General features: G+C 36.9%; 28 protein-coding genes. 15 read left to right on the forward strand and 13 right to left on the reverse strand.

The features are described from left to right. Window positions 1–305 precede the first annotated feature (305 nt). Window positions 306–479, reverse strand: a complete 174-nt coding sequence (gene rpmF / locus OR571_RS20485; RefSeq protein WP_093263953.1) for a 50S ribosomal protein L32 — start codon at window positions 477–479, stop codon at window positions 306–308. Window positions 480–503: 24 nt separating this feature from the next. Next, a complete protein-coding gene (locus OR571_RS20490) occupies window positions 504–1,043 on the reverse strand; it encodes a YceD family protein (protein WP_282245609.1) in 540 nt (179 codons plus the stop codon). Window positions 1,044–1,281: 238 nt separating this feature from the next. On the opposite strand from OR571_RS20490, the gene OR571_RS20495 reads away from it, so the two are divergent. Then, window positions 1,282–2,496, forward strand: coding sequence for a nucleotidyltransferase (locus tag OR571_RS20495; RefSeq protein WP_282245611.1), 1,215 nt, complete (start codon window positions 1,282–1,284; stop codon window positions 2,494–2,496). Window positions 2,497–2,500: 4 nt separating this feature from the next. On the opposite strand, the gene OR571_RS20500 is transcribed toward OR571_RS20495, so the two are convergent. Further along, window positions 2,501–3,547 (reverse strand): SepM family pheromone-processing serine protease, encoded by a 1,047-nt coding sequence (locus OR571_RS20500; protein WP_282245612.1) that lies wholly within the window; start codon window positions 3,545–3,547, stop codon window positions 2,501–2,503. Between the two features lie 94 nt (window positions 3,548–3,641). On the opposite strand from OR571_RS20500, the gene OR571_RS20505 reads away from it, so the two are divergent. Further along, window positions 3,642–4,517, forward strand: a complete 876-nt coding sequence (locus tag OR571_RS20505; RefSeq protein WP_282245613.1) for a hypothetical protein — start codon at window positions 3,642–3,644, stop codon at window positions 4,515–4,517. A gap of 283 nt (window positions 4,518–4,800) precedes the next feature. On the opposite strand, the gene OR571_RS20510 is transcribed toward OR571_RS20505, so the two are convergent. After that, window positions 4,801–5,535: a DUF2935 domain-containing protein gene (locus tag OR571_RS20510; protein WP_282245615.1), complete on the reverse strand. Its 735-nt coding sequence runs from the start codon at window positions 5,533–5,535 to the stop codon at window positions 4,801–4,803. Window positions 5,536–5,750: 215 nt separating this feature from the next. Here OR571_RS20510 and OR571_RS20515 point away from each other — a divergent pair, with 215 nt between their 5' ends. The 4 genes from OR571_RS20515 to OR571_RS20530 all read left to right on the forward strand — a co-directional run bounded on the left by OR571_RS20515 (window position 5,751) and on the right by OR571_RS20530 (window position 7,859). Continuing rightward, window positions 5,751–6,656: an AEC family transporter gene (locus OR571_RS20515; protein ID WP_282245616.1), complete on the forward strand. Its 906-nt coding sequence runs from the start codon at window positions 5,751–5,753 to the stop codon at window positions 6,654–6,656. Window positions 6,657–6,791: 135 nt separating this feature from the next. Further along, window positions 6,792–7,010 carry a spore coat associated protein CotJA gene (locus OR571_RS20520; protein WP_282245617.1) on the forward strand — a complete coding sequence of 73 codons (219 nt, stop codon included), beginning with the start codon at window positions 6,792–6,794 and terminating at the stop codon, window positions 7,008–7,010. Then, window positions 7,007–7,273 (forward strand): spore coat protein CotJB, encoded by a 267-nt coding sequence (locus OR571_RS20525; RefSeq protein WP_282245618.1) that lies wholly within the window; start codon window positions 7,007–7,009, stop codon window positions 7,271–7,273. The genes OR571_RS20520 and OR571_RS20525 overlap by 4 nt, the downstream gene beginning before the upstream one ends. A 16-nt stretch (window positions 7,274–7,289) precedes the next feature. Continuing rightward, window positions 7,290–7,859 carry a manganese catalase family protein gene (locus OR571_RS20530; RefSeq protein WP_142538082.1) on the forward strand — a complete coding sequence of 190 codons (570 nt, stop codon included), beginning with the start codon at window positions 7,290–7,292 and terminating at the stop codon, window positions 7,857–7,859. Between the two features lie 126 nt (window positions 7,860–7,985). Here OR571_RS20530 and OR571_RS20535 read toward each other — a convergent pair whose 3' ends face one another. Next, window positions 7,986–9,548, reverse strand: a complete 1,563-nt coding sequence (locus OR571_RS20535) for a histidine kinase N-terminal 7TM domain-containing diguanylate cyclase (protein WP_282245620.1) — start codon at window positions 9,546–9,548, stop codon at window positions 7,986–7,988. Window positions 9,549–9,760: 212 nt separating this feature from the next. On the opposite strand from OR571_RS20535, the gene OR571_RS20540 reads away from it, so the two are divergent. After that, window positions 9,761–10,489 carry a polysaccharide deacetylase family protein gene (locus tag OR571_RS20540; RefSeq protein WP_282245621.1) on the forward strand — a complete coding sequence of 243 codons (729 nt, stop codon included), beginning with the start codon at window positions 9,761–9,763 and terminating at the stop codon, window positions 10,487–10,489. Window positions 10,490–10,544: 55 nt separating this feature from the next. Here the strand turns inward: OR571_RS20540 and OR571_RS20545 are convergent, their stop codons facing one another. The 3 genes from OR571_RS20545 to dacB all read right to left on the reverse strand — a co-directional run bounded on the left by OR571_RS20545 (window position 10,545) and on the right by dacB (window position 14,943). Then, entirely contained in the window at window positions 10,545–12,638 is a 2,094-nt protein-coding gene (locus OR571_RS20545; protein WP_282245622.1) for an MMPL family transporter, read from the reverse strand. 104 nt (window positions 12,639–12,742) lie between these two features. After that, entirely contained in the window at window positions 12,743–13,351 is a 609-nt protein-coding gene (locus OR571_RS20550; protein ID WP_282245623.1) for a TetR/AcrR family transcriptional regulator, read from the reverse strand. 107 nt (window positions 13,352–13,458) lie between these two features. After that, a complete protein-coding gene (gene dacB, locus OR571_RS20555) occupies window positions 13,459–14,943 on the reverse strand; it encodes a D-alanyl-D-alanine carboxypeptidase/D-alanyl-D-alanine endopeptidase (protein WP_282245624.1) in 1,485 nt (494 codons plus the stop codon). Window positions 14,944–15,163: 220 nt separating this feature from the next. Here dacB and OR571_RS20560 point away from each other — a divergent pair, with 220 nt between their 5' ends. The 3 genes from OR571_RS20560 to OR571_RS20570 are packed head-to-tail and all read left to right on the forward strand — an operon-like array spanning window position 15,164 to window position 16,978. Then, entirely contained in the window at window positions 15,164–15,508 is a 345-nt protein-coding gene (locus OR571_RS20560; protein ID WP_282245625.1) for a PadR family transcriptional regulator, read from the forward strand. Beyond that, window positions 15,495–16,166 (forward strand): DUF1129 family protein, encoded by a 672-nt coding sequence (locus tag OR571_RS20565; protein ID WP_282245626.1) that lies wholly within the window; start codon window positions 15,495–15,497, stop codon window positions 16,164–16,166. Before OR571_RS20560 ends, OR571_RS20565 begins: the two co-directional genes overlap by 14 nt. Further along, entirely contained in the window at window positions 16,163–16,978 is an 816-nt protein-coding gene (locus OR571_RS20570) for a DUF2785 domain-containing protein (RefSeq protein WP_282245628.1), read from the forward strand. Before OR571_RS20565 ends, OR571_RS20570 begins: the two co-directional genes overlap by 4 nt. A 51-nt stretch (window positions 16,979–17,029) precedes the next feature. Here OR571_RS20570 and OR571_RS20575 read toward each other — a convergent pair whose 3' ends face one another. Then, window positions 17,030–18,277 carry an erythromycin esterase family protein gene (locus OR571_RS20575; protein WP_282245630.1) on the reverse strand — a complete coding sequence of 416 codons (1,248 nt, stop codon included), beginning with the start codon at window positions 18,275–18,277 and terminating at the stop codon, window positions 17,030–17,032. A gap of 77 nt (window positions 18,278–18,354) precedes the next feature. Beyond that, window positions 18,355–19,089: a class I SAM-dependent DNA methyltransferase gene (locus OR571_RS20580; RefSeq protein ID WP_282245631.1), complete on the reverse strand. Its 735-nt coding sequence runs from the start codon at window positions 19,087–19,089 to the stop codon at window positions 18,355–18,357. 137 nt (window positions 19,090–19,226) lie between these two features. On the opposite strand from OR571_RS20580, the gene OR571_RS20585 reads away from it, so the two are divergent. From OR571_RS20585 to OR571_RS20595, 3 genes are all read left to right on the forward strand, one after another. Then, a complete protein-coding gene (locus OR571_RS20585) occupies window positions 19,227–19,919 on the forward strand; it encodes a TVP38/TMEM64 family protein (RefSeq protein WP_282245632.1) in 693 nt (230 codons plus the stop codon). Between the two features lie 15 nt (window positions 19,920–19,934). After that, a complete protein-coding gene (locus OR571_RS20590) occupies window positions 19,935–20,675 on the forward strand; it encodes a metallophosphoesterase family protein (RefSeq protein WP_282245634.1) in 741 nt (246 codons plus the stop codon). A gap of 208 nt (window positions 20,676–20,883) precedes the next feature. Then, complete coding sequence (locus OR571_RS20595; protein WP_282246322.1) at window positions 20,884–21,921, forward strand: PTS sugar transporter subunit IIC; 1,038 nt, start codon at window positions 20,884–20,886, stop codon at window positions 21,919–21,921. Between the two features lie 57 nt (window positions 21,922–21,978). On the opposite strand, the gene OR571_RS20600 is transcribed toward OR571_RS20595, so the two are convergent. Both OR571_RS20600 and OR571_RS20605 read right to left on the reverse strand, forming a co-directional pair. Then, the gene (locus OR571_RS20600; protein ID WP_282245636.1) at window positions 21,979–22,374 is read right to left on the reverse strand and encodes a VOC family protein; all 396 of its coding nucleotides are present in this window, start codon (window positions 22,372–22,374) and stop codon (window positions 21,979–21,981) included. A gap of 183 nt (window positions 22,375–22,557) precedes the next feature. Beyond that, complete coding sequence (locus OR571_RS20605) at window positions 22,558–23,055, reverse strand: flavin reductase family protein (protein WP_282245637.1); 498 nt, start codon at window positions 23,053–23,055, stop codon at window positions 22,558–22,560. Between the two features lie 156 nt (window positions 23,056–23,211). Here OR571_RS20605 and OR571_RS20610 point away from each other — a divergent pair, with 156 nt between their 5' ends. Both OR571_RS20610 and yiaA read left to right on the forward strand, forming a co-directional pair. After that, entirely contained in the window at window positions 23,212–23,541 is a 330-nt protein-coding gene (locus OR571_RS20610; protein ID WP_142538096.1) for a YflT domain-containing protein, read from the forward strand. 251 nt (window positions 23,542–23,792) lie between these two features. After that, window positions 23,793–24,263, forward strand: a complete 471-nt coding sequence (gene yiaA / locus OR571_RS20615; RefSeq protein ID WP_282245638.1) for an inner membrane protein YiaA — start codon at window positions 23,793–23,795, stop codon at window positions 24,261–24,263. A 102-nt stretch (window positions 24,264–24,365) separates the two neighbouring features. Here yiaA and OR571_RS20620 read toward each other — a convergent pair whose 3' ends face one another. Next, window positions 24,366–24,998: a LysE family translocator gene (locus OR571_RS20620; protein ID WP_282245639.1), complete on the reverse strand. Its 633-nt coding sequence runs from the start codon at window positions 24,996–24,998 to the stop codon at window positions 24,366–24,368. Between the last annotated feature and the right edge of the window lie 34 nt (window positions 24,999–25,032).

The following is a 25,032-nucleotide window of genomic DNA, read 5'->3' on the forward strand; positions in this document are numbered from 1 at the left end:
GTACTAAATTTAGTGTCTCCTTATGGAGTAAATAGCAAACTCTATTGGATTGTAGCGAAGGGGTGGCGACTCCGGCGGGAACAGTACGAGCTGAAAGCCCCGTAGGAGCGAGAGCTCCGAGGAGATGGAAACCGTGCCCGCGGAAAGTGTACACCCTATAGCGGAAATCCAAGCGGATACTTCATTCAACTCACTACCGCGCAGTTTCCATAAACCCTCTATCTCATAAAATATTTCCTAAAACAAAAAAAGACTACCGAAGAGCCATGGTCTCTTTGGTAGTCTTTTACGGAACAAATACTGAATTATTTGCTCACTACTTCTTTCCCTTTGTATTGACCGCATGATTTACAAATACGGTGAGCCAATTTCATTTCACCACAATTTGAACAAGCAACCATACCAGGTACGGATAATTTAAAATGTGTACGACGTTTTCTTTTTACAGTTTTAGAAGTTCTTCTAGCTGGTACTGCCATTGGTGGCACCTCCTTACAGATCTATTATTCGTCTGTTTGATCAAAATACTTAGCTAAATCAGCTAGTCTTGGATCCAGTTTTGGTTGTTCATCTTCTTGCATATCGTTCAGATCATCATCTGTTGTATAACTCCAACCACTTCCACCTTCATGTCTAAATTGGTCTGCACCTTCTTTATACACTTGCAATGGAATTTCTAAAAGAACTAACTCTTCTAGAACAGGGTCTACATCAATGACATCTCCTTCTACCACATGGAAGTTATCATGTGCTTGCGCAGAAGCAGCCGCCGTCTCAGACCAGTTGAAGATTTCATCAGATTGAATCTCAAATGGATATTCTACATCCTCCCAAGTGCGAGCACAAGGTAATATAAGAGTCCCTGAAAGCTGAAAATGACAATTCATTTGCGCTGCACCAAAAGTGCAATGCCCTTTTACATGAACGGGTGAAATGTTTCGAACGTCCGGGTTTCGTTCCTTCACTTTTTCAAGTGTAACGAACTCATCTAACGGCATCCCGTTTTCACGATATTTTGCTAGTTGACTAATTGCCCATTTCATACGATTATCACCTCAAGACAACAAAGTTGATTATATAATGACTGAATTTAGATGTCAAGATAATTTCTTGTCACTACAATATAATAACATTATAATTTGATTATGAAAAGCGAAAGCGCCTATTAAAGGAATACAGTCTAAATTCGCGACATCGTGTGGCAAGCCCTTAACGGCGACGAGCTGAATGCAGGTGCAATGCACAGGAGTCGGGAACTCATGGAAAGGATTTGGTGAATTAATGAAAGCTACCGGAATTGTGGTGGAATATAATCCATTTCATAATGGACATTTACATCATTTAGAACAGTCACGAGTGAAAACAGATAGTGAAGTTATGATTGCCGTAATGTCTGGTAACTTTTTGCAACGTGGTGAGCCAGCACTTGTTGATAAGTGGACTCGAACGAAAATGGCTCTCTACGCGGGTGTTGACTTAGTAATAGAACTACCCTACGCATTTGCTACCGCTCAAGCGAGTGATTTTGCAAAAGGAGCGATTTTTTTATTAGATGCGTTAAAATGTAAGTCATTTTGTTTTGGGAGCGAAGAAGGGTCTTTACAGGCGTTTCAGCATACGTATGATTTATTAACGGTAAATAAATCCTCCTATAATTTAGCAATCTCCACGCTTATGAAAGAAGGCATTAGTTATCCCAAAGCATTAAATGAAGCTTATAAACTTGTTTCTAAAGATGTGAGCGTGCCATTAGTAGACCTTTCAAAGCCAAATAATATTTTAGGCTATCACTATATAGAGGCTGCCCAAATGTTACATACACAAATTCAACCCGAGACTATTCAACGCGTCGTAGCTAATTACCATGACGATGCGAAAGCTTCGGAAACGATCGCGAGTGCTACTGGCATTCGAAAGGTGTTGTTTGGTGATAATGATCTGTCTACAATAGAACCTTTTTTGCCAGCTACTAGTTTAGACGCATTAAATGAATGGCAAAGTACGGCTGACTCTTTTGGTAGCTGGGAGCGATTTTATCCATTGCTACGTTTAATTATTTTACATCATACTAAAGAGTCGCTCGCTCAATGTGCAGAAGTGACAGAAGGTATGGAAAATGCTATATGGAATGCAGCTACAACCTGTATAACCTTTCAACCTTTTATGGAAAAGATAAAATCGAAGCGTTTTACATGGACTAGAATTCAACGAATGTTAACGCATATTTATACGGAATTTACATGGAAACAATTGCGTGAAACCGAGTTACCGACCTATATTCGTCCATTAGGAATGAATCGAAAAGGACAAGCTTATTTACAATCGATAAAAAAAGACTTGCAGCTTCCACTTGTTAGTAGAGTTGCTGCAAGCAAAAAAAATAAATTACTTCAGTTAGATATTAAAGCAGCGAACTTATATTATCTCGGTTTACAAAGTTCGTATGGTCAGCAAATGGTTGGCAGCGATTTTAGAATAGCACCAATAAGAATTTAATAATTTATTTTGGCTCTAATTTTTCTAAATATGCAAGTGCATCGTCAACTGTTTTAACAGGTACAATTTTCATTTTTGTGCCTATTTTTTTTGCCGTTTTTACTGCTACATCATAATTGGATGTTATATCTGGGTTTTTCTCTAATACCGCAGGGTCTATTTCATCATCAGGAGCGAACATGATTTCCATTCCTTTTCGATCGGCTGCAATTACTTTTAAGTCAATCCCACCAATACGTCCGACAGTACCATCTGGTAGCATCTCCCCAGTTCCGGCAATATTATGTCCTTTTGTAAGATCTTCAGGCAGCAATTGATTTAATATTTCCAATGTAAACATAAGACCAGCAGAAGGCCCCCCAATATCTTCGGTATGCATATTGACGACTGGTGTAGTTTCCACTATTTTATCCTCTTTATAAGATATACCGATTCCTGGTTTATCAAGAACGCCAGGTACTATTTTAAGTGTGACCTCTTTCTTCAGTTCCTTGCCCTCTCGTTCGACTACTAATTGAATCGTATCTCCTTCTTGTTTATCAGCCAAATATGTTTGAATGGATGCTTCAGTTAAATCTTTTTCATTATCCATCTCCAAAATTTTATCCCCAGGTTCTAAAATACCGTCTGCAGCACTACCATCCACTACATTAAAAATAAATATTCCGTTATTTGTGATTGTATAAGGCTTATTCGCTCTATTGTATGCAACCGTAATAGCATTAAATTGAGAATCAGACATAAGCTTTAATTGACGAACATTATATTCTTTATCGTCTTCATCTTCCTGCCTAATTTGATTTGCCTTATATATTTTTTGATTATCCACTAGTTTAGCGTATGCGTATGTAAGTGGAGTAGCTTTTGCAAGTGCTATGGTGAGTAGACTCATGGTGCCGATGTCATCCTCGTCTCCACCGTCCACTTCTACAAATGGAGAAAGCTCATAGGCACCTCCTGGTTTGGAAATATAGGATTCCATTGGATAGAAGGCAAGTGCCAGCACAATCGCAAATACGAAAAGAAGGATTACGGACTTTCTCTTCTTCATAAGTTCTCCCTCTCTTTCTTAACTATATATGAGTATTAGTTTATCACTTCCATTTTTTTCTGACAAAACAATCGAAAATAAAGGATGAAATTACATGCATATAATTATTACTATCGCAAGCTGGGCATTAATAATTTTATTATTTCTACAACCTGGTACAGCCCATAAGGGGGCCGTAGAAGGAATGCGTATCTTTACGACGGCATTACTTCCCTATTTGTTGCCTTATTTAGTCATTACCCAAATGTTTATAAGATCACAAAATAATTTTTTACATACAACGAATAAGTTTAAATTGTATATGAATGTTTACATATTAAGTGCGATTGGGGGATTTCCAAGTGGAGCTGCTGTTATTTCGTCGTTAAAGGAAATGGGTACTTTAAATGACCGTAACGCAAGTTGGTTATTAGGGATTTGCCATGCGCCGAGTCCAATGTTTGTCATTGGATTTGTGGGAATAGAAATTTTTCACGAAGAATTTGCTGGTTTGAAATTGTTAATCATTATCCATCTGATCAATTTAATCTTCCTTTTAGTATTCATCTTTTTTTCCAAGCCTATTCAACAGAATGAATACAAAGCAACAATTGCCATTTCTCCGTTCCAAGAAAGTATTAAAGAAACATCCCAAATATTATTACTAATCGGTACAACCGTCATTTTTTTCACTACAGTAAGTATTGTTGTATTTGAATCTGTGAAGGAAGTGTTTCCATCTATTTCACCATTATTGTTAGTATTTGTCGCTTCTTTTTTTGAAATGACAGGTGGAATCAGTTTAGCAGGAGAAATACTCGCAGGAAAAGCTATACTTCCATTTATCGTAGCAATCATTGTAGCCTTTAGCGGTTTAAGTATTCATATGCAAATTATAGTACTTGCCCAAAAAGCTAGAATTCCTATCAAACGTTATATTCTATTCCGTTTTCTACACATGCTAATAATTCCTTTGTTTTTTATTATATAAGCAAGTTATGACAAAAGCAGTTTTAGTCAAGATGATAAGTCACAGCTCAACAAAAGCGCTTGTGCTACTGTCTCCAGCCCGCTTTAGTTCATAGGAACACATAATAGGGATACTGTGCGGTAAGGCTCCATTGGGTGTCCGTCGTGATTTTCGCTACAGGGTCCAAGAGTAAAATAAAAATATACCGTTCCTTATGCTACTTGAAAAAAGTTATCCACAAAATCTTTTATAGTTTCCTAATCAACAAAAAACCCTCCACTAATAGAGGGGTTCACTTTCTTTTTTATGGGACTAGCTCAATCTTTTTTAAATAGTATGTCTCTTCCCTTGCCATATGGTCTGCCATAAGTGGCGTAAAGGTTCCTAGCGCTTCTTTTTTTATCCTCATTTCTTCTAATTCCCTTAAAAAGACTTTGAAAATAGTCATTTCTAATTCAATGTCTTGATGAAATTTATCTAATGCTGGAAACTTATCGACATTCGCACGTAAATAACCTGCTAGTTCAACGGCCTTTAGATAAAAGTCTTCCCACTCTTTCATGAACTGCTGACCTTTTTCTTTTAATTTCTTTTCTACTCTGTCTAAGTCTGCATCAATTGCTCCAGCATGGCCTGCCGCATCAATGAGCCATAATAGATCATGATGTAAAGGATGGACTGCTGGAATGTTCTGTCCGTTCTCTAAATAGGAGAATACTCGGATCGCTTCTTCTACTTCATTTACCATATGATTAATGAAACTAGGTGGCAAAGAGATTTTCACTTCCCCAACTAAATGCTCTTTAATTAACCATAATTTAAACGCTCGTATTTTTTCACTCGCTACTTTAGCTTTTTGTGCAACCACCATTATTTCCTGATTTGTTAACGGTTTTTTAGAGGTTTCTAGTAGTTGATCAAACCGTTTGATAAAAGAAGCTGCCACCTCTATTTTTTCTTTCTCACTCGGTGCCAATGAGTCATGAATAAACCGTCCGTGATCTCCTAACACTTCCAGCCAAAAATGAAGTTCATACAATGCAGAATCCTGGAATGAAATTGCCAGTTGAAATCCCCCTTTTTACATAATAAAAGTATATGCAAATCGGGAAAATGATGTCACTATTGAGCGTTTTTCAAATTATTCAAAAACAATAACCAATTAATGTTATAGTTATTTAATAGATAAAAGTGTTTTGTTACTGCTGCTCGGCACCAGTAACAGGCTTGTAATTTGTTGATGAGGTGAGTTTTGTGGATTTATTGTTAATTATTTTACCTGTTTTCATTATCTTTTTTATTGGTTTTTTAGGACAGAGATTAATAGGATTTGATATTAAGTCTATTTCGACTGCTGCTCTATATCTTATGTCGCCTTTTTTAGCTTTTCGCACATTTTATACACATACATTAACTATTGATTACTTTTATATGGTGTTAGCTTGTATCCTTCTCATATTTGGACTTTTCCTTTTCGTGTGGTTAACTGCACGTATGCTGAAATCGTCACGTCCCCAATTTGCGGCGTTAATGCTCGGTGCTGCTTTTCCAAATAGCGGTAACTATGGAGCTCCGGTTGTTCTTTTTGCTTTAGGTGCCGTTGGGTTTGATTATGCTGTTATCATTATGGTTTTACACGGTCTATTCATCAATACCTTCGGAATCTTCTTTGCTTCTTTAGGGGGCGAAGAAAAGGCCTCGTGGCGTCAATCTTTACAAAGGGTCATCCGCATGCCGCTTATCTATGCAGCAACCTTAGGAATCATTTTGCAATTAGTAGGTGCTTCGGTTCCGAAATCGATCATGAATGGGATTGGACTAGTGGCGGATGCTTCTATTCCAACGGTAATGCTCGTTCTTGGTATGCAGCTAGCCGTTATTTCAAGAAAAAAGGTCGCTTATCGATATGTATCTGTTGCAACTGTTATTCGAATGGTGATTTCCCCTGTCATTGCAGCATTAGTCGTTTATTTTATGCCACTGAATGATATGATCAAAACTGTATTCATCATACAAGCGTCCATGCCGACTGCCGCAAATACGACGCTTCTCGCGCTTCAATTTGGCACAGAACCGGATCTCGTATCTTTCACGACATTTGTTACAACTATCATTAGTATTATCACAATCCCTTTTGTGTTATTTTTTCTTGGAATATAATTCAGTAAAAAGCCTTTCTTTATTTGCTTGAGCAAGAAGGCTTTTTTCATCTCTACACAAATTCCCAAGAACAAGTTGTCCTCCAGTATCATTTAGGCACTATCTTCATAGGATAGTCTGAAGGAGTGATTTGGTTTGAATCAATCGCAATTCCGAGGAACTTTTAGACCGTATGTATCTCCACGGGATCCATGTCCCCCTATTTTAGAAAAAACTTTTGTTTTGCCACCTCAGCTTTTTACGAATTTCCAAAAGCCTGGTCTTCCACAAAATTCACCTGAAGAAGCCCTAAAACAAGGTTCACTTTGGCCACAATTTGTGGATGGGTTTTATCGCGAGGAGGGAATTTCATGAATCCACAGGAAGAAGAATGGCAGTTACTTAAAAAAGTACAACAAGCCGATTTCGTCGTCGTAGAACTTACCCTATATACAGATACACATCCCAATGATATGGAAGCAATCCAACAATGGCGAGAAGCAATAAAAGAAGCTGCAAAAGTCAGAAGACAATATGAATCAAGATTCGGACCCCTTTCTCTTCTATCTGTTCCTTCTACACAAGCAATCGAGGTAGGATGGCACTGGAACTCTACACCATGGCCATGGCAAAGATGAGAAAGGAGAATCTGAAATGTGGGTGTATGAAAAAAAGTTGCTTTACCCCGTAGAAGTGACCACTTGTAATCCAATGCTTGCAAAGTATCTCATGGAACAATATGGAGGAGCTGATGGGGAACTTGCGGCCGCTCTGCGGTATATGAACCAGCGATACACTGTTCCTGACAAAGTTATTGGTGTTTTAACCGATATCTCGACAGAAGAGTTTTCTCATCTTGAAATGCTTGCCACTATGATTTACAAGTTGACTAAAGATGCCACACCTGAGCAGTTAGAAAAAGCTGGACTTGGAGCACACTTTGTCAATCATGGACATTCTCTTTTCTATGAAAATGCTGGTGGAGTTCCTTTTACAGCGACCTACATTCAATCTAAAGGAGATCCGATTGCCGATTTATATGAAGATATTGCTGCAGAAGAAAAAGCACGTGCAACGTATCAATGGCTCATTGACATATCAGATGACCCGGGTGTAAGTGATGCACTCAGATTTTTAAGAGAAAGAGAAAATATCCACTCCCTACGTTTTAGAGAATCCGTGGAAATTTTAAAAGAAGAAAGAGACCGAAAAAAGATATTTTAAAGGATATTATTTGAGCTCTTATCATCACAAAAGCGTTACTGGCATATAAGTCCCAGTAACGCTTTTACATTTTACCATCACATATACATAAAAAATACGATAGTTAACCCCAGCTATCAAGTATTTTCATTGTTCGAATGGTAAGGAGAATTCTTTTAGTTTATAAAGTTGAACACAGTTTCTACCATTCTCTTTTGCTTTATACAGAGCCTGATCTGCCTGTCTAATAAGCATTTGTAACATTACGCTACTATCCCCTGTTTCAATGAATGCGTTTGAAATACCGAAGCTAGAAGTTATACAAATTTCCTTACCATTAATAGTCGTACGATTTGCAAATACTTTTTCTCGTATAAGATCAGCTACTTCGTGCGCCTCAAGTATAGAGGTATGCGGCATACATAAAATGAACTCTTCACCGCCATATCGTCCTATTACATCTGTGACTCTTAAGCTTTCTTTTGCAATACTCGTAACTTGGGTCAATACAATGTCTCCTGCTTCATGACCAAATGTATCATTCACTTTTTTAAAATGATCAATGTCGAACATAATAACGGATACATCTCCTCCAGTTATAGCAAGATCATCTATTATCATTTCCGCTTTTTTCATAAAAAAAGTTCGATTAAGCACTTGGGTTAAACCGTCCATACTTGCTAATTGCTTTAGCTTTTCCTGTAAATACACTCTTTCCGTTACATCAGCGAAGGTTATAATCTTTCCCAGGTGCATATTCCGCTTATTTTGAATGGGTGAAAAACTAATATGAAAATAAGTAATTTTATCTGCTATACATACTTTAAAGTCATATTCTTTGCCTTCGTCAATAATTTCAGCAAGCATACTTTCTTTACCAAGTATATCCGTTAATATCTTTCCAATAGCTCGGAAATTTAAACTGGGGATAACAGTTAAAATGGCTTTATTGTAATCGACTATCGCCCCATTTTGATTTAATACAATTACTCCTTCTTTCATACTTTCAAATACTTTATCTCTCACAATCGGCGATACATGGAACATTTGAAAGGATAAAAGCGCAACACCGTGAAAAATAAATGTAATACTCATAGACACTGGTCCAAGATCGATTCCATACGGAGTTAGATCGTTTAAATATAAACAGCTCGCTAAAATAGGTATCATAAGCCCTATCACCATTAGCAAGACTTGCATTCGGAATCTAAATTGAGATTTTTTTAACTGCCTTAATAACACAATAATTGCTATCATCAAACACGAAAAAACAAAGATGGAATGAATATAAAACCAAGGACCATATTCTAGTTCTAAAATAGGAGACGGTCCGTCGTTACTTAACTGCATGGAGGTGTAATATAAATGGTGAAGATTGTTTGTGTTGAGCATAAAAATAGTCATAATCGGTATCATAAAAATCACATAATAGATCCACTGCTTCAGCTTTTGTCCTACGTATTCAAAACACATGATTAAAACGAAGACCGGTATAAACGGTAAGGCAAGATACTCCATTCTTAGCCAAAATTGCACTTGCTCTAAGGATGTACTTGCTAGTTCGAAGGCATAAGAAAATGTAAAGATGGTCGATAATAATGTGACAAAAAAATAGGATCGTGCTCCAGGTGCTTCCTTGAGCTTTAAATGAGCGTACAAACATAAAAAGAGGCTAATCGTCCCAGCTAATATAACTATTAGTATGTACATTAATGATAATTACTCCATTTCCAATTACTTCATATAGTTATTTGTATTATATAGTAGCTTATGACCCTCTGACTATACTAAAATTTTGGATAATTCATAGGTAAACTTCACGTGTCAAATGAGAAAGTTACCGTATAATCTGGCTGTCTAAGTGAACAATAATGACAACAAAAAAACTTCCCTCACTGTAGTCGAACTAGGAGGAACTATTTATGAAGTCTTTAGTATGGAAGATTGGATTATTTATTATTTTAATTTTTTGTATCGCTTATGCTTCCTCCGCAATGGATAAAGGTAGACCGTATTATGAAAAGAGAGGTTATGTGCTTTGGGACATTCAGACGGAGGAAAAAATTATTGCCCTCACCTTTGACGATGGCCCCCATTCCACGTATACTACGCAAATTTTGGATTTATTAGCGCAATACAATGCCAAAGCAACATTTTTTGTGATTGGTGAACGTGCAGAAAACATGCCTGATCTAATTTTGAAGCTGGGGCAAGAAGGGCATGAAATAGCCAACCATACGTATACCCATCCTTATAAAATCACCCCGGAAAAGCTAGAAGATGAATTAAAAAAGACAAATGAAATCATCCATGATATTACTGGTACTTATCCGCTGTATTATCGTCCTGTAGGAGGAACTTATGATGATCGAATCATCAATACAGCTGTAGAAAATGGCTACAGAGTGGTTATGTGGTCATGGCATCAGGATACGGAAGATTGGAAATCCCCAGGTGTGGATAAAATTGTATCGACCGTTTTATCCGGTGCCAAACCAGGCAATATTGTATTGTTTCACGATGCAGGTGGAGATCGCTCTCAAACGGTAAAGGCACTGGAAGAAATTCTTCCAAAACTACAAGCTCAGGGATATGAGTTCGTTACTATATCAGAGCTACTAGAAATAACAAGTATGAGCTTGAAAAACTAACCTATAACAGTATTCTTACAAGCGGCTAGCATTAGTAAGAATACTGTTATGTTTTTTAGTTTTTATCTTTTTCAAATAGAACGATTAAAGCCGGCAGAAGAATACCTCTAATTAGGAATGTATCTAATATAATTCCGACAGCGACGATGAAACCAAAGACAAAAAGGAGCTGTATGGGCTGTGTCATCAGCACGGCAAAAGTTGCGGCTAATAGAATACCTGCTGAAGAAATAACCCCTCCTGTGTTTGTCACTGCAATTTGAACGGCTTCTTTTACATTGTGCTTTTTACGTTCTTCTAAAAACCTCGAGATTAAAATAATATTATAATCAATTCCGAGCGCTACTAGGAAGACAAATGAATACAGTGGAACTCGATTACTAATCGTATCTATATCGAAGAATAGATTCGATAAAAACATTCCAAGACCAAGTGCCGCTAAGAAAGATAATAATATCGTTCCCATCATATAAATCGGCATTTTGAACGATCGCGTTAAAACGATTAGCAAGGTGAAAATTAATAGAGTTTCAAGTAACACGATGACGATTAAGTCTCGATCATTTACCGATCGATCATCTACTTTAATAGCCGTCTCACCAGCGAAGAACAGCTCTCCTTCAGCGTCGCTGGCTTTTACAATGTTCTCAGCATTTTTTACCATTTCTTCTAGCGCGTCCATGGATTTCGCGGAATAAGGACTTTCTCCAAACGTTAATTGATATTGAACCGCAAGACCGTCTTCCGAAACTCCCGATGGACGAACAGAACTAACTAATTCTTGTTTAGACAACTGTTCCATTACACTTGCTTGAACGTCCTCTGAAATTTCACTGTCCGATTCAAACAAAACGGTCGTTGGGGCGAGATCCCCTCTCTCAAATTTCTCTTCGATTATTTCATAGCCTTCTCGAGAAGGCATGTCATCTGGGAAAGATTTGATCGTATCAAACTCATATTTCATGTTAAACATATTCAACGCTGAAACTACTAATATTATTAGTATTGAAAATGCCGCAATTAGTGGTTTGTTCACAACAAAAGAACCGATTTTACTCCATAATGAAGTTGCTTTTACTTCTTGCTCTCCGTATTTTGGAATACGCGGCCAGAACGACTTACGCCCGAACAAAGTAAATAATGCTGGGATCAACGTTACTGAAGCAAACATAATGACGAGCATCGTCGTACCAAAAATTGGGGCAAAGTTCTTATAATCTCCAAAGTTAGCGAAAAAGAGTACAAGCATTGCAACAAATACTGTACCTCCAGCAAAAAATACTGGAATTCCGGTCTCACGCATCGCCCACTTCATCGCATCGAATTTTTGTTCATAGTTCTTCAATTCTTCTCTGTAACGAGAGAATACAAATAACGAGTAATCGATTGTTGCGGCAAATAAAAGAATGGACATAATGGAAACCGATTGACTAGCTAATTCCAAACCATTTGCTCCTAAAATGCCGAGCAACTGATTTACAACTTGATACACAATTGCAGCTGCCAAAAGTGGAATCAGTGCCAATAAAGGAGAACGATAAATTACCATTAACAGGATCAATATAATGCCTACCGTTGATAACAATAAAACAATATCTGCCCTAGAAAATAAGTTGGTCGTATCCACAGCAATTCCAGCGGGACCAGTCATATAAACAGTAGAACCTGTTTCATCAGTTACGATTTTTTTTGTTGCTTCCAAACTAACTTCTAGTTCATCCGTTTCTAAAGATGGATCAAAACTAAAAGGAATAACAGCTGTTTTTTTATCCTCTGAGAAAAAACCTGTAAGTGCTTGAGGTGGCAAGCTGCTAAATGAAATCATTTCTTTTAATCCACTTATATTAGCAGAGCTTACTTTCTCTAAAGCCACTCCAAGGGTTTCGACATTTAATTCCCCTTCTTCCGATTGTAGAACAAGGATTCCTGGAATACTTTCCGCATCTTTAAAATGTTCATCGATATTCTTTTGAGCTATAACTGATTTGGCATCCTCCGGTAATGAATCTACACTAGATACTTTATATTCGCTTGCACTTGGTGCAAAAACAGTTAAAAGAACTGTAATAGCTAACCAGATTCCTAGTGTCGTCCACATTCCACTCTTTTTAGCTACAAAATCTGTAACGTGGCGTAAAGCTTTTTTCATTTTTCTCCCTCCATAACCTTATTAAGTGACACTAATGTCACTTTCGATAAAAAAAACATAACTACCCTTTTCATTATGTGCAAAGGTGACAGTTATGTCAATTATCATTTTTCGAACATCCCATGACTTAGTATTTCTTTGATAGAAGAAATCCATTCCGCTTGTGGTATTCCAAAATGGTTTGGTATTGCAATCGTTTGAAAAATCATACCTAGTAGAACTGCAGTAGGAATATGATTTTTAATCACATTTTCTTTCCTTCCCAATTCAATAAAACCTTGAAATTGTTCATACATATCCACATAGTATTCACTTAGCTTGGATTTGTTATCTTCCACTCTTTTTGTTGTACTAATGGGTATTTGAGGGATGATTTCTACTACTTGATGTATATTGCTCTGTTCGAAGATGAAAGTAATTATAAGATCAAATTGCGTTTGGAAATCCCCTGACTTATCAAGGTCATTAAATTTCTTTAGAAACCTATTCATCTCATACATAAGAAATTCGGATATTAACTCATCCTTATTTTCATAATACTTATATATACTTCCTCTTGATACATTTAAGACCGATGCTAATTTACTGAAAGTAAATGCTTCATACCCATCCGCAATAATCATTTGTTTTGTCGCGTGGAACAAATCCTCATCTGTATATTTTCGTTCACGTGCCATTTCTTTCACCTCGCTACTTACGTAATTATAGTACATGACGCCCGTTTCATAAACATTCTCCAAATCAAAAATATTACAGAAGTGATAATGGTGCTAGGCACCGGTACCCCCCTGTAATATCAGTCGAATTTCTTTTCTTTTAGTTATTTATAATTAGTGATTGTCGTTGCAAGTTGGTCTAAAACCGGAATTGTGCTTGTTTTATTTTTCTCGGTTAGTACCGTGAATATAAGCGTTTCTCCGTTTTTCGTTTTAGCATACCCTGAAAGTGATTTAATATTTTCGAGACTGCCTGTTTTTGCTTGTATATTCCCCTTGGCCGGAGCTGATTTCAATCGATTACGGAGTGTTCCTCCTACAAATCGGTCGGATACTCCTGCAATCGGAAGACTTTTATAATACGTATTGTACCAAGGCTCTTTGCGAACAACATACAATAACTGCGACAGCTGGCTAGAACTAACTTTATTTGAATAAGACATACCAGATGCATCTTCAAATTTCCACTTTGTTACATCCAATCCAACCGAGGCTGCGTACTCATGCATGACCAGTAAACCTGCATTCCAGCTGCCTTCTCCATATTTAACTTTACCCATTTCTTTGGCTAACATTTCTGCATGCGTATTATTGCTTAGTTTCATAAAAGGAATGATTAATTCTTTCAATGGCATGGACTTGCGTGACACTAACGCTTTTGCATTTTTAGGAGTTTTTCCTTCTATAACTTTAGAAGATGCTGCAAAGGTAATACCTTTTTCCGCGAGTGATCTTTTGAAAATATCTAGCGCATAAATAGTTGGATTCGTGACGGATATCCATTCTTTTACCCCGGAAGTACCAAGTGGTGAGTTTCCAGTGATAATAACTTTATTGGTCCCCACTTGTCGCGTAATTTTTAATGTATTTTTGCTTCCTTTAGGAACTGTTTTGGAGTTATTTACAATTTTTAAAACGCTTGTAATAGGTGACATCGATACTTTAGTCGCTTTCCCGTTTGTTCCCGGCTTTGCTTCCACAATGACAGAACCTGCATCGAAATCTCCGTTAGGCGAAAGTGTTAGTGCAGAAATTGGCGCTGCATAATAATAGGGCTCGTCCTCTGCTAATATCCCTGCAGATAAGCGAACATTATCGTACCATGTATCGTCACCGACTAAATTACCGGAAACCCTTTTGATGCCCTGTTTTGCTAAACTATTTGCAAAATTGTCAAAGTGGTTTTTCAATAATGTCGGATCCCCTTGCCCCTTTACATACAAATTGCCATTTAGTGTTCCATTTTTCAACTTACCGTCTGTTAATACAATAGTTGAAAAGCGGTAGTTCTCTCCAAGAGTTTCTAGAGCCGCAGCACCTGTCAGCAGTTTTAGAGAAGAGGCAGGAGTAATTTCTTTGTCCCCATTATATTGATAAACAATTTCTCCTGTGGATGCTTTTCGGACGGTCACACTCGACGTAGCATTTTTCATCCTACTATCTGCCATTATATTATTTAGCTTATTTTGTAAGTTTGCATAAGAAGTGGCGGCCTCTACATTGGAATCTTCTTCTAAAGGTATAAATGCGCTACTACTGATCATCAAAAGAGCAACGAAACTAACTAAAATTTTTCTCCAAACGTTCACTATGTACCTCCCATGTTGAATTATGTAGTTATTTGTATTTTAACACGTAATTGTCAGAAAATAAGTTGATTTATAAACTTTTCAAAAATGCGTTCTAATTGCCTAGTTGACATTAAATTTCTTTCTATATTATACTCAAACTAACTACTTTGCTTAACAAGGTAGTTCTTTTTTTAGAACACTATCTTGTTTAGCAATATAGTTGCTAGGAGGATTATTTATGTCAATTAGAAGTCAGCTGCTAAAAGGAATTTTAGATGGATGCGTACTTGCCGTTATTGAAAAAGAACCTGTTTATGGATATGAATTATCCCGTAAATTACAGGACATTGGTTTAGCAGATGTAAGCGAAGGAACAATTTATCCGGTTTTATTACGATTGCAAAAAAATAGACTTATTATTGGCGAAATGATGCCTTCCGAATCTGGACCAAACCGAAAGTATTACTCGTTAACTCCAGCCGGAAAGGAAGCACTAATAGTCATTTCGGAAGAGTGGAATCAATTATCCCTCCCCATTAATGCCCTACTGTCGAAAGGAGTAGATTCAAATGAAAGCAAGTGAATTAATTGCACAAAACAATCAAAAAAGAGATTTGCTTACAGAGGAAAATGAAAAGTACTACTCGAATTTATTGCTTTATATACGAACGAAACTCAGCCTATCGGAACAACAATCGGAAGAAGTTTTAATGGAAATGTTAGATCACTTATTAGAAGGTCAAAAGGATGGAAAGACAGCTAGAGATATTTTCGGAGATGATCCAAAAAGCTATGCAGATGAAATCATTAGCCACTTACCTGAGGAAGAAAAAAAGAACTCGTTAAAATTTGTTAGCCAAGTAGCAGTAAATTTATTAGGCTGGTTCTTGGTTATTCGAAGTATCGCCCTTCTCGTTATCGGACAAATGCAGGAAGTCGATTCGAGGGTGTTTATCATCCCATCGTTTATTATATTAGTATTAATTGCTTTAATGGTTAGCGCGGGAGTAAAAGTAATTTTTAGTTTGATCCATCAATCATTATTCAATGAAAAATCCAGCGATAAAAAACTAATGGTAAAAGCCGGTTTATTCGGAGCGGGCGGATTTCTAATTATTATGGCTGCAAGCTACTTTATGAAAGACTTTGGTCCTTCCTTTGAATTTCCTTGGATCGCCTCTTTAGGAGTCGGGGCAGTGTTGGTACTTATATCTTGGATTATGAAAGGGAGAAAAAAATGACGAAGTTTGAAGATATATTAAATTGTATTATAGTAGATGATTTGAAACTTGTATCATTTGATATTTTAGATGATATGATTGAAAATATCGGTTCAACAGACCCTTTTTTAAGAGATAAATTAATATACACTGCTTTTTGGACGTTAATTTTTAAAGATCATCTAAATAAACAGCAGCTGGAATATATTTTAAATAAGCTACTAGAAAATGAATTACTAGTAAAGAATATCGAACAATCTTCGTCCGACTTTGTGTTTACACGATCGTTCACTTCTCTTGTATACGCTGCCATATTAGAATACGATTCGAGCAAACAAGTAGTCGATGAGGATCTAGTAAGAAAAGTAATAGATACTACTCATGACTATATGACAAAAGAGAATGATCTAAGAGGTCATGTAGCTCAAAAAGGTTGGGCTCATGCAGTAGCACACGGGGCGGATTTGTTAGATTCATTGATCAAACATCCATTAGCAACTGAAGAGGATGCACGAAAAGCGCTACAACATATCACTCGATTTATCACAATCGCTAATGGTTACCAAGACGACGAAGAAGAACGCTTATCTTATGCGTTTGTAACGCTAACAAAGCATCACTTTCAGGAATCAGAGATCACTAATTGGTTACTAGGGCTTCATCAATCACTTATTGATAAACAAGCAAAGGCCGACGATGCATTACAACCCTATTACGCAAAACTAGCATTTAAAAACTTCTTGAAATCCACATACTTCTTACTTGAAAAAGAAGCTATTCAAAGTGATTTGAAAGAGACAGTTAAACAACTAGTATTGAAATTACTCTATTAGAAAGTAAAGGTGCTCCAGCAAGCTGCGAGCGCCTTTTTTGATTTCCAAATCTTACATTTGAATCGGCGAAAGTGCCTTTGTTTGTTCCATATAGATAAACGCATCATAACGACTGCCGATTTTGGATGGGACATAATTGCCGTAAGCCTCAAATTCAGGATGATACACTACCCCTATGGCGCGATGCCCAATCCAATTATTGAATATGGATCGATTCTCTTCATTAAATATTAATAGCTTGTCATGCGCACCAGCATTATGTAATGCGGCTTCCCATGATTCTTTTCTTGCTGGAGGTACTTCTATTTCCTTATATGGAAGTCCCCATTCGTTCGAGGCGATAACCGTACCTTTATACGTACCAAAGCCAATAGCAAATACATTTTCTTTTCTATTTTGCAAGCGAAGAATTTGTCCCACATTCACCATTCCTGCTGCTTCCATATCCGTTGCCGATGCATCCCCAATATGCGTGTTATGTTCCCAAATAATTATTTTCGCATCTTTTCCATGGTAGTCCATAATTTCATTGATCGCCTCGACCATGTGCTCGTCCCGAACATTCCATGATAACTCATCACTTCGAATCATTGCACGGTAATATTCTTCTGCATTTCTAGCGACCATCGCATTTATTTTTAAATTTAAATCTGTTTCTTCGGCATCTTTATACTTGTCTTCATGAGCCCGGATAGAAGTTAACAGCTTAGATACTTCATCAACACATGCATCTGAAATATTGACTGAGGAAAATGCATAGGTTTCAGGATGACGATTAAATGGTTCGAAACAAGAGAAGGCTTTTTTGGCAAACGCTAGATCAGCTCCTTGGGGGTTAGTCCTACTCAAATAATTGATTACTTCATCAAGTGATTCCCATAGGCTATACACGTCAATTCCGTAGAATCCCACCTTCTCTTCTTTTTGTGCATTATACTCTTTTAACCATGTAACAAACTCAGCGATTTCTTCATTTGCCCACATCCAGGTAGGAAAGCGTTCAAAGGCTTTAAATGCTTGTCGCACATTCTCGGGGCCTTCTTTATAGCCTTTTATATACCTATTAATATGCTGAGTAGACGGCCAGTCTCCTTCCACCGCAATAAGAGTGAATCCTTTCTCTTCTATTAAACGTTTCGACAACTCCGCTCGAGCTGTATAAAACTCCGAAGTTCCATGGCTTGCTTCTCCTAATAGTACAATCTTAGCTTCTCCAATTGCCTCCAAGATTGGTGTTAAATCATCGGTGTTTTCATATGGTAAGGCATATTTTTTAATCGCATCTTCTAGTGGAATCAATGAATACACTCCTTTTCCATTCAGTTTGAGTTGGGTGCAAGTCTTTCATTCATTTCACTGATACGATTCCTTTTCTCTTATACCTTTAAACAAGAAAATGCTAAAACAACAGGAATTCTAAGTCTTCTTTCAAATTCCTCTTCGCTACTAAAATGTGCTCGCTTTGGAGTGCCTTCTCGTAAATCCAACACAGAAAACCCTGCTTTTTTTAGTGCGGTAAAATATTGTTCGATTGTCCTGTGGTATTTAACAACGACTTTGTCTATCCATGGTTCTTTTCGCACCCCATCCAGAAAATAATCATCCACTACCCAGTTTCCTCGCTTGTCACCAGTTTGCTTACTAACAAATGAGGACGTTGTAAGCGGATGTTGCACACTAAATATGAATCGTCCGTTATCATTTAATGTATCGTATACACGGTTAAACAGTTTTTGAATATCTTCTATATAATGAATAGCAAATCGGGAAGTAACGATTTCAAATTCGTTTACAGGAAAATGAAAAGACTCCATTGTGCCGAAATGGATAATCCCGTTCCTATTAAGTAAATTCTCTTTTGCGGTGGCTACCATTTGTTCCGAACCTTCTATTCCCAAGTAATGCTTAGCACCCTTTTCTAATAATTCTTTTCCGAATGAAGCATCCCCGCAGCCTAGATCTAATACTTTCTTTTCCTGAAAATCGCCCATCAGTTCATAGATGATCGGACCTTCTATTGCATTGTTTGGGCTGTCCAGTCTTCCCCTTCTCTTCATATAATTTTTGAAGAACTCTGCTTGATCGTATGCACTTGACCCTTTAAATTCCATAGCATTCCCTCTATCCCCATTGAAATTTATTTCTTTTATTCCTAGCTTAGCAATTTACTTTAGATTTTACAAAATCATGGTACTATTGAATAATAATTCTCTTTGAACCGTACATTGTATAGAAAGCACGGTGACTTATGAAAACTATATTAAATAAACTAACCAAAAGACAATGGTTACTATGGTGTGGATTGTTACTTTTCGGCTTCTTTTTTATATTGAATAGAGAGTTAATCATGTTACTTTGGAACGGTGACGTGGAAGCAATTCGTACGTTTTTAAATAAAAATATGGGATATGCTTTATTTTTCATGTTTCTAGTCATGCTCATTCAAAACTCTTTTACTGTTTTCCCACTCATTCTTGTGATTACGATTAATATGACACTATTTGGGTTTATCAATGGTTTTATATGGAGTTGGCTAACTGGTGTGCTTGCCTCTTTGCTTGTTTATTATGGTGCGCGCTATATTTTTCAAGAGGTTATTGCAGAAAAATTTAATACAAAACTGATAGAAAAAATAGATGCAAATGGATTTGCTTATGTATTCCAAGCGAGAATCTTTCCCTTTGTTCCTACGAGCTTAGTCAATATTGTTGCAGGTCTCAGCACTATCCGACTGCTTCCTTATATACTCGCAACTTCTATTGGTCATTTTATTTATTTCTTCGTCCTCGCACTCATACCAGCAGGAATACTGTCCGCCAACTGGGATGAATATATTATTTGGATTATTATCGCAGCAGCAATCCTTTTATTTTATTTATCTAAAATAGTGAAACGAAAAAAAAATGCTGCTCCTGATGAAAAGGATAAATTATTCCCTTGAACGGAGTGAATACATGTGAAAATTGCTATACTGACAGATATTCATGGCAACGAACTAGCACTTAAAGCAGTCTTGAAAGAAATAGACGCACATGGAGATATAGAAGAAATTTGGTGCCTTGGCGATATGATTGCCATGGGTCCAGACACGAACGAAGTGTTAGATTTACTATTTCCGCGTCCAAACATCCGAATGATTACGGGAAACCATGATGAAGCCATCCTGTCACTTATTACAGGGGAAGGACATCCAGAAACCTATAAACACACACGGGAACATCACGAGTGGGTCGCAAAGCAATTATCTACTGAAAATGAGGCTAAGCTAAGGCGATTGCCTCGGATTATTGAAAAAGAAATAAACGAGACGCGCACCATTGGAATTCACTATCATATTGAATTAAATAAGCGTGATGCCCATATTAAAGACGAGCCCTTTCACAGTATACTAGAGCCAACTCTAAATAATATGGAGAAAATGTTCGCCCATTACCCTGCTGATATTATTTGTTTTGGACACCATCATCCTGAACACCTTTTGAGAAATGAACATCAAATTTATGTAAATCCTGGTGCACTAGGTGTTTCAAAAGGAAGTACGGCTCCTTATGCGATTATCGACTTTGCGAAACCGAAGCAGCCAGCTATTCAAATCCATCATGCACCTTATGATAAAAAAGCTTTTCTACAAAGATTTGAGACACTTCAAGTGCCACAAAGAGAAATCATGTTTAAACTTTTTTATGTCGGAGACTAAATTAACTTTTATAAATCAACTCCCTTTAAACAATAAAATGTTCAAAGGGATTTATTTTATTTTCAATCACATAAATACACCTAAATATAATATATTTTTGATGCAATTTCTTACACTTCCACTTTAAAGCGTTAAAGTATATTGAATGTTTTCTGAATACTCCCTATAATGAACAACAATATACATAATAGAAATGGAGATTAGTAACGTGAAAGACTTTTTCAATAAGTTATTAACCGGGATGAGCATAGGGATTGTAGTCGCATTGATCCCTAATGCACTGTTAGGAGAGATTTTAAAGTTAGTAATCCCTCATATTCCCGCATTACAGCATTTATTTGATATTACTATATTTGTTATGAGTTTATTACCTGTGATGATTGGTGTTATGGTCGGGATTAAGTTTGAACTAACACCCATTCAAACAGCTAGCGTTGGTATTGCAGCGATGGTCGGTAGTGGTGCGGTTCAAAAAACAGCAGACGGCTTATTTGCGCTTCAAGGCATCGGAATTGTTATTAACACGGGAATTACTGCCGCACTAGCAGTTTTATTTGTAAAACTAGTTGGTGACCGATTAAGGGAATATTCCATTCTAGTTATTCCTACTTTAACTATTTTAGTTCCGGGGATGATTGGATATTTGCTATTACCATTTATCAAAAACTCGACTGGTTTATTAGGACAAGGTATAGCCCATCTCACAACGTTACAACCAGTTTTAATGGGTGCCATTATAGCAGTAGTTTTCAGTCTCATTATCCTATCCCCTATTTCTACTGTTGGAGTTGCTACAGTTATTATGCTCTCTGGTATTGGATCGGGTGCCGCAAATCTAGGTATTGTTGCAACTGGGTTTGGTTTGGCCATTGCAAGCTACAAAGCAAATAGCCTTGGAACCGCTCTTGCACATGTGCTTGGTTCTCCGAAAATTCAAATGAGAAACTTCTTTATGAAACCAAAGATTGCTTTTCCTATGCTAATTAGTGCAGCAATACTAGGTGCACTCGCAGGAGTACTTAACATCCAAGGAACACCTTATAGTGCTGGGTTCGGCATATCCGGATTAGTTGGACCTTTAAATTACATAAACTTAGCGGATGGCGGATGGACTTTAGAAAATGTAACCATCATGTTAAGCACGTTTTTAATACTCCCGATTCTATTAAATATCGGTCTCATCTATGTCTTCTCTCGAAAGTTAAAACTGATTAAAGCAAATGATTATAAATTAGATTTTGAATAGATATAAATGCCAGGAACCAAACTATATAAAATAGTGTCGGTTCCTGGCATCATTCACTTATTTGGCATTTTCGTCTGCTTGGTGAATACCAATAATATTCCCTTCGGAATCGGTAAAATATCCTTGCCATGCCATTCCAGGCAATGCATGCTTGGGAACAGAAATTGTACCGCCTTGAGCTAAAATGGTTGCTTCTGTAGAATCATAATCTTCCACCTGCATTGTGCAAACAAATGCATTTACACTTTGTCCACTTTCAGGTGATGGAGTTCTACGCTGCATTAAGGCACCATCAATTCCCCTTTCCTCTTTATCTCCTGTGATAGCCCCAAAATAAGGTGTTCCTGCAAAGTCACTCCAGTCTTCAAATTGCCAACCGAAAACTTCTCCGTAAAATTGCTTAGCTCTGTCCATATCATCCACATGAATTTCAAAGTGTACAACTCGCCCCATCTGAGAACCTCTTTTCTAAAGTTATTGGAAACATATTCATTCTGATTATGCCATATATTCTGAATTTTTACGATGATAATTTGCATAATTATAATAGAATTTTCTCGAAGGTAAAATGGAGATTTTTCGCCTATCGATAGCAAAAAAGATGCCTTCTAAAATAGAATACATCTTTTTTGGCACTTAATTATAAAATTCTTCCGGTATAGCTCCAATAGTTCTTCGATGATAAAGAAGCGGTTCTTTATCTTCATTTTGGATATCTAGCACTTCACCAATAATCGTCGTGTGATCTCCTGCATCAATTTGGCTAAATACTTTACATTGTAAAGTAGCTAATGTATCCGCAAGAACCGGCAAATCCAGTTCAGACTTTTTCCAGTCACATTGGCTGAAGCGGTCTTCTACTTTGCTAGAAAATAGCGTACATAAATCACTTTGATCAGAAGCTAAAATATTCACGGTAAATTTGTCTACTTTTAAAAATTCTTCATACGAGTACACTCGCTTATCAATTGACCATAAAATAAGTAGTGGTTCTAAGGAAACCGATGCAAATGAGTTAACTGTCAGCCCCATTGGTTTCCCCTCTTGGTTAAATGCTGTTACTACTGTTACGCCTGTAGGGTAATTGCCCATTGCCGCCTTAAAACTTGCTATCTGCTCTATTTTATTATCCATATGAACTTCTTCCATTCTATTTTCTTTTAAGCATATCAAAGTCATTATATTCTTTCACACTTTTTGATTCCACAGAATTTTCACTTTTGTTTAAATCATATCCGGAAGGGTAAAGATAGGTATATCACAAATAAAACAACAAATGGAGGAATTATAATGACAGTCAAATTAACAGTAGAAAATGCCTTACAAGCAAAACAAGAAATTGAGACACTGGAATCACAAGGTTATTCAAAGGACCACATTCATATTTTCGCCCATTTCAAAGAAAGAGCCGACGATATTAATGATGCTTTAGATACAAAAGACGTTGGTTTAAAAGAACAAGGTCTTCTGGATTCGATGAAAAATATTTTTACTTCTCGTGGGGACGAACTCCGTAATAAAATGGAGGCAACCGGGTTATCAAAAGAAGAAGCTGCAGCTGCAGAAATGGAGCTCGATAAAGGAAAGCTAGTAATTATTGCGCATAAACCACAAGAATAAATGTACATTTGCTAAAATGATGATTAAACAGCAAGAATCCTATTTCTCATTAAGGGAAATAGGATTTTTCTTTTGTGCATATATTATATAACTTACACCTTTATCCCCTCTTTCATTGTTCCTGCTAGTTCGAATTATTTCTTTTTCTTTAAACTGTTTGATTCATTTATTTAGAAAGGATGGACTATTCAAAAAACGTTGCCGATTAATAGTCGTTTGGATATGATGGTTATAAAGGAGGGAAACATTCAATGACTAATGATCATGAAGGATTTTTTGATAAGGAAAAACAAAATGTCCCAAAACCGAAAATGGAAAGAAAAGATGGTGAACCTACTTCCGCTTTCAAAGGGGCTTCTGTGGCAGCACTGATAATAGGAATCTCTGCTTATCTAATAGGTTTGTTCAATGCCGCAATGGAATTGAATGAAAAAGGCTATTACTTTGCAATTTTAATATTTGGACTCTATGCATCTGTATCTTTACAAAAAGCAGTAAGAGACAAAGAGGAAGGAATCCCAGTTACGAATATTTATTATGGAATAAGCTGGGTTGCAATTATTATTTCTATTTTATTGATGGGCATTGGCTTATACAATGCAGGAAGTATTGTTTTAAGCGAAAAAGGGTTTTATGCTATGGCTTTTGTTCTTAGCATATTTGCAGCAATAACAGTTCAGAAAAATGTAAGGGATACGCAAAAAGCACGAGAAGCAGATTGAATAATGAACAGTGCCAGTCACTCACACTAATAAACATGTGAGCAACTGGCACTTATTAGTTCATCGCTAAGTCGTTAACTTCCATCCTTTGTTAAAGGGTAACTATAATATTTCTTTTATCGTCAATACAAACTCATATAAAAAGTATCCAGCAAAACCAAACAATATTAATCCAGCAATGATGGATACCCATTTTATCATGGTTTGATTCATTACTTTTCTTGTTACTGAAACAATTGCAAGTAATCCAACATCATGAAGCAAGATACCTGACAAAATACCAGCTCCAACAATTAAAAATGTAGCGGGCTGTGTCGTATCGTAAGAATCAGCAAGCACTGCTCCAAAGACAGAAATCCAAAATACAAGGTTTCCAGGAGAAACTGCTACAAGCAAACCATTGCGATATGAGCTAAAAAATGATTTCGTTGGTTTCTCACCAGCCAACGTAATGCCCTGATCGGCATTTTTAATAGATTCATAACCTAAAAATGCTAAAAATCCTGCACCAATAAGCCACATTGGTATTTGAATAAAAGGCTCGGCAAGTACAGAAGCAAGTCCCATATATAAGGCAATAATTAATAGGAAGTCGATGGTCATCCCACCTAGTCCCACAGCCCAACCATGCATGAACCCATTTTTCAAACCTTGCTTCGTCATTTCAACCGTCATTGCTCCTACAGGCATTGCAATCGCAAGTCCTGCTAGTAAATACGTAAAAAATAAACTCAAAAGATACACTTCTTCCAAATTTTATCCCTTCATA

Source organism: Psychrobacillus sp. NEAU-3TGS (assembly GCF_029955155.1).
In the GTDB taxonomy this organism is placed as follows: Bacteria; Bacillota; Bacilli; order Bacillales_A; family Planococcaceae; genus Psychrobacillus.

Coding starts and splice junctions, on each gene's coding strand:
- rpmF (WP_093263953.1), bottom strand. CDS start 479: ATGGCAGTACCAGCTAGAAGAACTTCTAAAACTGTAAAAAGAAAACGT.
- OR571_RS20490 (WP_282245609.1), bottom strand. CDS start 1,043: ATGAAATGGGCAATTAGTCAACTAGCAAAATATCGTGAAAACGGGATG.
- OR571_RS20495 (WP_282245611.1), top strand. CDS start 1,282: ATGAAAGCTACCGGAATTGTGGTGGAATATAATCCATTTCATAATGGA.
- OR571_RS20500 (WP_282245612.1), bottom strand. CDS start 3,547: ATGAAGAAGAGAAAGTCCGTAATCCTTCTTTTCGTATTTGCGATTGTG.
- OR571_RS20505 (WP_282245613.1), top strand. CDS start 3,642: ATGCATATAATTATTACTATCGCAAGCTGGGCATTAATAATTTTATTA.
- OR571_RS20525 (WP_282245618.1), top strand. CDS start 7,007: ATGAATCCACAGGAAGAAGAATGGCAGTTACTTAAAAAAGTACAACAA.
- OR571_RS20530 (WP_142538082.1), top strand. CDS start 7,290: ATGTGGGTGTATGAAAAAAAGTTGCTTTACCCCGTAGAAGTGACCACT.
- OR571_RS20535 (WP_282245620.1), bottom strand. CDS start 9,548: ATGTACATACTAATAGTTATATTAGCTGGGACGATTAGCCTCTTTTTA.
- OR571_RS20540 (WP_282245621.1), top strand. CDS start 9,761: ATGAAGTCTTTAGTATGGAAGATTGGATTATTTATTATTTTAATTTTT.
- OR571_RS20545 (WP_282245622.1), bottom strand. CDS start 12,638: ATGAAAAAAGCTTTACGCCACGTTACAGATTTTGTAGCTAAAAAGAGT.
- OR571_RS20550 (WP_282245623.1), bottom strand. CDS start 13,351: ATGTACTATAATTACGTAAGTAGCGAGGTGAAAGAAATGGCACGTGAA.
- OR571_RS20560 (WP_282245625.1), top strand. CDS start 15,164: ATGTCAATTAGAAGTCAGCTGCTAAAAGGAATTTTAGATGGATGCGTA.
- OR571_RS20565 (WP_282245626.1), top strand. CDS start 15,495: ATGAAAGCAAGTGAATTAATTGCACAAAACAATCAAAAAAGAGATTTG.
- OR571_RS20570 (WP_282245628.1), top strand. CDS start 16,163: ATGACGAAGTTTGAAGATATATTAAATTGTATTATAGTAGATGATTTG.
- OR571_RS20580 (WP_282245631.1), bottom strand. CDS start 19,089: ATGGAATTTAAAGGGTCAAGTGCATACGATCAAGCAGAGTTCTTCAAA.
- OR571_RS20585 (WP_282245632.1), top strand. CDS start 19,227: ATGAAAACTATATTAAATAAACTAACCAAAAGACAATGGTTACTATGG.
- OR571_RS20600 (WP_282245636.1), bottom strand. CDS start 22,374: ATGGGGCGAGTTGTACACTTTGAAATTCATGTGGATGATATGGACAGA.
- OR571_RS20605 (WP_282245637.1), bottom strand. CDS start 23,055: ATGGATAATAAAATAGAGCAGATAGCAAGTTTTAAGGCGGCAATGGGC.
- OR571_RS20610 (WP_142538096.1), top strand. CDS start 23,212: ATGACAGTCAAATTAACAGTAGAAAATGCCTTACAAGCAAAACAAGAA.
- yiaA (WP_282245638.1), top strand. CDS start 23,793: ATGACTAATGATCATGAAGGATTTTTTGATAAGGAAAAACAAAATGTC.